The sequence below is a fragment of the Gracilimonas amylolytica genome (assembly GCF_002911695.1).
Lineage (GTDB): Bacteria > Bacteroidota > Rhodothermia > Balneolales > Balneolaceae > Gracilimonas > Gracilimonas amylolytica.
The window spans coordinates 1-7,560 of sequence record NZ_PQBS01000018.1 but is presented as its reverse complement, the minus strand read 5'-3'; the positions used below and the strand labels follow the sequence as shown (position 1 = coordinate 7,560).

The 7,560-nt window shown below is 44.3% G+C and carries 8 protein-coding genes; 2 read left to right on the top strand and 6 right to left on the bottom strand.

The window, feature by feature from the left end:
• Positions 1-237 precede the first annotated feature (237 nt).
• Positions 238-1,269 (top strand): IS110 family RNA-guided transposase, encoded by a 1,032-nt coding sequence (locus tag C3B73_RS05365; protein WP_103664590.1) that lies wholly within the window; start codon positions 238-240, stop codon positions 1,267-1,269.
• A 53-nt stretch (positions 1,270-1,322) separates the two neighbouring features.
• Here the strand turns inward: C3B73_RS05365 and C3B73_RS05360 are convergent, their stop codons facing one another.
• The 6 genes from C3B73_RS05360 to C3B73_RS14140 form a co-directional block, all read right to left on the bottom strand.
• Complete coding sequence (locus C3B73_RS05360) at positions 1,323-2,018, bottom strand: ankyrin repeat domain-containing protein (protein WP_103664595.1); 696 nt, start codon at positions 2,016-2,018, stop codon at positions 1,323-1,325.
• An 865-nt stretch (positions 2,019-2,883) separates the two neighbouring features.
• Positions 2,884-3,801 (bottom strand): methionyl-tRNA formyltransferase, encoded by a 918-nt coding sequence (gene fmt / locus C3B73_RS05355; protein ID WP_103664594.1) that lies wholly within the window; start codon positions 3,799-3,801, stop codon positions 2,884-2,886.
• 3 nt (positions 3,802-3,804) lie between these two features.
• Complete coding sequence (gene def, locus C3B73_RS05350) at positions 3,805-4,365, bottom strand: peptide deformylase (protein WP_103664593.1); 561 nt, start codon at positions 4,363-4,365, stop codon at positions 3,805-3,807.
• A 6-nt stretch (positions 4,366-4,371) separates the two neighbouring features.
• Positions 4,372-4,794, bottom strand: coding sequence for a Holliday junction resolvase RuvX (gene ruvX, locus C3B73_RS05345; protein ID WP_103664592.1), 423 nt, complete (start codon positions 4,792-4,794; stop codon positions 4,372-4,374).
• An 18-nt stretch (positions 4,795-4,812) separates the two neighbouring features.
• Positions 4,813-5,136 (bottom strand): HU family DNA-binding protein, encoded by a 324-nt coding sequence (locus tag C3B73_RS05340; protein ID WP_103664591.1) that lies wholly within the window; start codon positions 5,134-5,136, stop codon positions 4,813-4,815.
• 591 nt (positions 5,137-5,727) lie between these two features.
• Positions 5,728-5,853 (bottom strand): hypothetical protein, encoded by a 126-nt coding sequence (locus tag C3B73_RS14140; protein WP_269800991.1) that lies wholly within the window; start codon positions 5,851-5,853, stop codon positions 5,728-5,730.
• 642 nt (positions 5,854-6,495) lie between these two features.
• On the opposite strand from C3B73_RS14140, the gene C3B73_RS05335 reads away from it, so the two are divergent.
• On the top strand, positions 6,496-7,527 hold the full coding sequence (locus C3B73_RS05335) for an IS110 family RNA-guided transposase (protein WP_103664590.1): 1,032 nt from the start codon (positions 6,496-6,498) through the stop codon (positions 7,525-7,527).
• Positions 7,528-7,560 lie beyond the last annotated feature (33 nt).

Below are 7,560 nucleotides of genomic sequence, written 5' to 3'. Positions count from 1 at the left end.
CCTCTTTTAGACTTCTTAGGAAATATTTTGTTGGTTAGCTACTAACAAAATAAAGCTACCGAACCATGGCAGGCAATCTCTTGCGCTCCTCCGGGTAAAACCCTTATTGCGAATCAAAGCCTGTCATGGCAGGTAGTTATCTAAACCCATATAGTATGGAAAGTATACCTTTTTAAAAGAGGCGGGAAGATAACTACTCGGCAGCTATTCAATCTTAATTAAAATAGGTAAATAGCTATGGAAATTACAATTAAATGGCGCTTTATCGTAGGTATTGACATTTCTAAACACACCCTGGATATCTCTTTATTTGATCGCCAAACCGGCGATAGAAATATGTTGCAGGTGCCTAACACTCAGGAAGGGTTCCACAACTTAGCCGAGTGGATGGAAGATCACGAAGTAACTCAATCACAGACGATACTTATTAGTGAACACACCGGACGCTATGGGGAGCACTTGTTACGATGGAGTACACGGACTGGTTGGCCTCATGCGGTGGTAAAGACAACGGCCCTGGAAAAAGTTAGCTGGGAACATCACCGTAAAACGGATGAATTTGACGCCAGCCAACTGGCAGAATATGGAGCTCGATTTAATGACCGATTACAGCTGGCAGAGGCTCCAAAACCCACGCAAGCACAATTAAAACGGCTTCAGGCCGAAAGACGGAAGATGGTGGATCGACGAGCAGCCCTCAAGAGTAAGCTTGGCGAGGCTGAGTTTCATGATGCGGACATGAGCCAATTAACCAAGATGTGGAACCAACAGGTAGAACTTCTCACCCAGCATATCGAGCAGCTGGAATACACCATGGATGAGCTGATCCGTCAGGACCCAATTCTGTGCAGGCGCCATCAAACCTTGCGAACAGCTCCCGGTATCGGTCCGGTCATTGCACGATTTTGGTTGTGCATGTTTGCTGGGAAAGACCAACTCAATCCCCGGAAAATATCTTCTCGATTTGGCTTTGCCCCACACGGGCGAAGCTCCGGAAGCTCGGTCAAAAGCCCGGATCGATCCACCGGGTACGGAAACTCCGAATTGCGGCGATTAATGCATCAGGCAGCCCGCAGTGTAGCCAACCACAAACCACACTATCACCAATATTACGAGAAGAAAATTAATGAAGGCAAGCATGAATTAGTTGCTATCAACAACATCATCAATAAACTGATTCGTCTGTACTGTGCCATGTGGAATAACCGGGCAGAATATGATCCAAAACACATTCAGAAAATGATCAAGAAATACAAAAAATCAGCCTAATCCACTTGATTTAGTCATAGTATTCGCAATGACTAATCAGAAGAGAACTTACCTCAATCATCCAGGTCTACATCATCGGGGGCTTCGTCTTCATCAACGAGGTCATCAACATCCGGGGTGTCGTCGATGTCATCGTCGTCCTCATCATCGTCAACGATGGGAGCAACTTCTTTCTTAGGCTTTGTTTCCGGTTTGGCACCTGCGCGTTTCAGGATCAGGGCGATGTCTTCCTGCTCATTATCCATAGCAATGATCATGGCTGTATCCCCATTCTTATCCCGAAGCTTAACATTAGCCCCTTGTTCGATCAGGTATTTGACCACGTCAGTATTTCCGGCTTTTGCAGCTACCATCAGAGCGGTGTGTCCCCAGCGTTGTTGAGCATCTACATCGGCACCGGCACCTACCAGCAACTGTACGGCTTCAAGATTTCCGGCCCGCGCCGCTGCGATCAAAGCCAGATCGCCTATTTCAACACCTTTGTCCATAAATAGCTTGATCAACTCCACATTGCCATTTTCGGCCGCACGGTTTAATGCGGTTCCACCCATTTTAGTGGTAAGATTCAGGTCTGCACCTTCAGTCACCAGGAATTTCACGATATCGGTATGATCTTTTTCTGAAGCAACGATCAATGCTGACGCCCCACTACTGTTTGTCTCATTGATATTCGCACTTCCATTAAGAAGCGTCTTGATCTTCTCAATATCTCCTGCTTTTGCTGCGTCTATAATTGCTGGTTGCTCCATGGTGCTATAAATATTTTACCGTTATGGTTGGCGTGATGATAAAAAACGGTACGTATATCTCAAACTTATTCTTTAATAAATTTTTGTTATTGGGGTGATGTGGGGAATGAGAGCAATGAGGCTCGTCCATCTCATCCGGTTATTCTGAAACAAAAATTAGAATCAGAGGTTTATTTTTTCTACCCAAAAATAACCTCTCGTTTGGGTTACCAATTCTTTATCGATTTCCCTGCCAAAGCTTCGAAAAACACCATATACATTATTAACCTCGGGGCGAAGCTTTCATATTGAATTACTTATCAACCCCGCCCCTGCCTCGTCGGCAGGCAGGCTGAAGGACGGGGCTATGTGATTTGAACCCTTTCAGGGTTAGATCCGATTGTAAATATTAAAAACCAGATCGGCATTATAATATTCCCTTAAATATAAACCCTATAGCTAATGAGGAATACCCTTATTTCCATCACCTAAATTAGATTTAAAATGACTTTTCGACTTAGTTATTTCACATTCGTGTACTGTTGATCATTAGCCACGTCCTTCAGAACGTGGTATTCTGAATCAATTCTAAGAACCCGTGTCTTGTTTTTATCTTGCCCAAAACTACCTCAGAGTTGGGTAAACAACTCTCTAATGCCTCCCCTGCCAAAGCTTCGAAAAACATCGTGAATGTTACCAACCTCCGGGTGAAGCTTTTTATTTGGATATTTACTAACCCCGCCCCTGCCTCGTCGGCTGGCAGGCTGAAGGACGGGGCTATTTGATCTGAAACCTTTCAGGGTCTTAGCCTAATTAAATAGCACTATAAACAAACAGTCTTCCGTTCACGGTCATCGGTCGAAAAAACCCAACTCAACACTAATAACTACTTAAGCATCCCCTCAGCTAAATGGCCATGTATAAATTCCTGACCCGACATTCGTTTTGTCCCCGGTAGCTGTACCTCTTTCAGGATCACCGTTCCGGTTCCGCAACCAACAATGAGATTCTCTTCGTGTTCGGTGAGTTCTCCGGGTGATATGCCGATATCCGGCCCCACTTCTGAAGCATACATATTAAATTTATCGCCATTCAAAGAAGCCCAGGCTGTTGGAAAGGGACTCAACCCCCTGATCTTATTATGCACCTCCATCGCCGGTTTTGTGAAATCCACGTGACAATCATCCTTAAATAATTTTGGAGCCGGAGAAGCCATTTCGTCATTCTGGGGACTTAACTCATAGTCTCCCGATTCGATCAGCTCAAGAGCCTCGACGACCAGTTCACTTCCCATATCCCTAAGGCGCCCATACAATTCACCAGTGGTTTCATTTTCTCCGATAGTCGTCTTCTTCTGAAGTAATGTATTACCGGTATCTACCTTTTCATCCAGGAAAAAGATCGTGCAGCCGGTTTGTTTTTCACCACTCATAATGGCCCAATGGATGGGCGCTGCCCCACGATATTTCGGAAGCAAAGAAGCATGCAAATTGATCGAACCGATCTTTGGGACCTCAAGAACATGAGTGGGAAGTATTCTGAATGCTACGACCACAAACAGGTCCACATTCAGTGCTTTCAGTTTTTCTGCAAAATCGGGTGAACTGAGGTCTTCCACTTCTATAACCGGAATGCCAAATTCCATGGCTTTGGCTTTAACAGGTGTTGGGGAGGTCTTTGAACCGCGGCCTCGACGTTTGTCCACATTGCTGACCACTGCCTTCACGGTATGATGATCAGACTGATGTATCTTTTCCAAACTGGGAATCGCAAATTCTGGCGATCCCATAAAAACGATATTCATGAATTACTTGTCCTTTTTCGGAACGACGGGATACTTCACTTTTTTAGCGCCGGAGTCGATCTCTTCAAGTTCTTTTTTGTGCAGCCTTTTTTTGAATGAACTCAGATAATCAATGAACAACACTCCCTCGAGGTGATCATATTCATGCTGAATAACCCGTGAGGTCCACCCGCTCGCTTCCAGGCGATGCTTGTTAAAATCTCGGTCAAAGAATTCGATGATCACGGTTTCAGGACGGAATACCTTATCATTCACTTCAGGGATACTCAGGCACCCCTCTTCCATCGGCACTTTGTTGCCACGTTTTTCCAGGATAAGCGGATTGATGAAAACCATGGGACCATAAGGCACTTCTCCCTCTTCGATCATGGCATCCGTATCCATGACAAAAAGTTTTATTGAACGTCCGATCTGTGGAGCCGCCAACCCAACACCATCTGCATTGTACATGGTCTCCAGCATATTATCGATGAGTGTTTGCAGTTCAGGGCTGTCTTCTTCTATTTCTTCTGCTTTTTTGAGTAGAACAGGATCATTGTAGGTAACAATAGGTAATATGGGCATGATGTATTATATATTCGAATCTAAGTAATTTTGGAGGATGATAGCCGCCGCTATGCGGTCAACGCGTCCCTTCTCTTGCCTCTTTTTTTTGGGCACCCCGGCCTCTAACATTATATCACGGGCCCGGGATGAGGTGTAACGTTCATCCACTTTAATAATTTCAATTTCCGGAAATTTCTGTTGCAGTTTTTTTATAAACGCTTCAACCATTTGTGTGGCCGACCCTTCATCTCCACTCAGAGACAAAGGCCAGCCTATCACAAATTTTTTTACAGGAGCATGTTCAACGATATTTCCGATCTCTGTAAAAACATTCTCCGGAGAAAATGTTCCAACCGGACTTGCAATAGTCTGCAACAAATCCGTCTGAGCGATTCCAACTCGCTTTTTACCAACGTCTATACCTATAAGGCGAGCATAATCCTGCAATGAAACGGTATTTTTTATCTATTTCTTGTCTTTTACATCTTCCAGTGGCTGACGCAAGAATTTCTTCATCAACTTACTTGGTTTAAAATGTGTTTTACGGTGAGCCGGTACATAGATCACCTCATTCGTTTTTGGATTTCGTGCCTTTGGCTTAGCCTTGGTTTCCTTCACTTCAAATACTCCAAAATCACGTATCTCAATACGGCATTCCGTATCGGCCGACATCATGATCTCTCTTAAAGCTACAATTACGGCATCAACCCATGGTTCTGCCTGAATCATGGGTTCATCCATAGATTCTGCCACCCGACGCACTACATCTCGTTTCGTGTATGTCATCATAGTTTTATTATTTAGTTGTTTGCTAACCTTATTGTTTGCGTTGTTATTTTAGTCCTTCCAATTATTCGCATGTGTACTTTTGTTAGTACCTTTTAGCTAAAACGAATAAATATTGCTCATTGTAAAGATAAGTTGAATAAAAATCTACCTTAACTGCGTTAAATGATACGATTTACACTTAACGGTGTTATGTTGACTTTACCTGAAGATAGTGGCGGGATGACGGTTCGATATCAAATGTATATTACTCTATGATTGCTTTAGGTGTTTGGCATTACCAGTTGATAAAGGATATACTGATAAACCATCTGTACATTAAACTAAAAAGTTGTCATCCCGAGTCTCTCGAAAAATGCAAACGAACAGGTGATTTACCACGAGCCTGCCTGCCGATGAGGCAGGGATGACAACTAGCGAATTATTTCAAGAAAACCAATCCTTAGCAAGATCATTTTACAAGAGAATTCCTCCTTTGAAAGAGGTGTCGGGCTGAGTGAATACGAAGCCTGGCGGAGGATGTACGGGGGTAGATTTGACCTGGTTGCCATTATACCCGCACTCACATCCCTCGGTAAAATCAGTAAACTGATTTTAGCCTCTCCCTTCTAAACCTGCCCCGCCGGCAGGGATTGGGTTGTGATTACGGGTAGCCAGGTATGAATTGTGAAGATCCTTCGGTTCCTCAGGATGACCAATTGAATTTCTAAGTGTTTCCATTTAAAGCTATGTTATTGCGAGGCCTTCGGCGAAACAAAGGTCGTGGCAATCTGTCTGACCTACTTGGGAGCTAGATTTCGGAAGATCACGGATCTTTGACTCTGATACTAGCGCAAGCGTCTCGCTTGTGGCGGTAAGTATATTACTGGGTTATAAGGAATGATCGGTAATTCAGGTTTCCATCACCCGGCTCTTTTGGTAATGAATCCCGAAACCAAATTAGCGTGAGCCGAATGATGGGTGTGCTTTTCAAAACCCTCATCCATCATTCCGTTCAGCATGCATCTGTTTATTGGTTTGACAACATGAGAACGGGGTGATGGATCGTTTGAATTTACCTGGGTGTTCGTATCTGGAGATTGCTTCGTTGTTAAACTTACCAAGTCAACATTAGTCCTCCGGGCGCCTCTTTTAGACTTCTTAGGAAATATTTTGTTGGTTAGCTACTAACAAAATAAAGCTACCGAACCATGGCAGGCAATCTCTTGCGCTCCTCCGGGTAAAACCCTTATTGCGAATCAAAGCCTGTCATGGCAGGTAGTTATCTAAACCCATATAGTATGGAAAGTATACCTTTTTAAAAGAGGCGGGAAGATAACTACTCGGCAGCTATTCAATCTTAATTAAAATAGGTAAATAGCTATGGAAATTACAATTAAATGGCGCTTTATCGTAGGTATTGACATTTCTAAACACACCCTGGATATCTCTTTATTTGATCGCCAAACCGGCGATAGAAATATGTTGCAGGTGCCTAACACTCAGGAAGGGTTCCACAACTTAGCCGAGTGGATGGAAGATCACGAAGTAACTCAATCACAGACGATACTTATTAGTGAACACACCGGACGCTATGGGGAGCACTTGTTACGATGGAGTACACGGACTGGTTGGCCTCATGCGGTGGTAAAGACAACGGCCCTGGAAAAAGTTAGCTGGGAACATCACCGTAAAACGGATGAATTTGACGCCAGCCAACTGGCAGAATATGGAGCTCGATTTAATGACCGATTACAGCTGGCAGAGGCTCCAAAACCCACGCAAGCACAATTAAAACGGCTTCAGGCCGAAAGACGGAAGATGGTGGATCGACGAGCAGCCCTCAAGAGTAAGCTTGGCGAGGCTGAGTTTCATGATGCGGACATGAGCCAATTAACCAAGATGTGGAACCAACAGGTAGAACTTCTCACCCAGCATATCGAGCAGCTGGAATACACCATGGATGAGCTGATCCGTCAGGACCCAATTCTGTGCAGGCGCCATCAAACCTTGCGAACAGCTCCCGGTATCGGTCCGGTCATTGCACGATTTTGGTTGTGCATGTTTGCTGGGAAAGACCAACTCAATCCCCGGAAAATATCTTCTCGATTTGGCTTTGCCCCACACGGGCGAAGCTCCGGAAGCTCGGTCAAAAGCCCGGATCGATCCACCGGGTACGGAAACTCCGAATTGCGGCGATTAATGCATCAGGCAGCCCGCAGTGTAGCCAACCACAAACCACACTATCACCAATATTACGAGAAGAAAATTAATGAAGGCAAGCATGAATTAGTTGCTATCAACAACATCATCAATAAACTGATTCGTCTGTACTGTGCCATGTGGAATAACCGGGCAGAATATGATCCAAAACACATTCAGAAAATGATCAAGAAATACAAAAAATCAGCCTAATCCACTTGATTTAGTCATAGTATTCGCAATGAC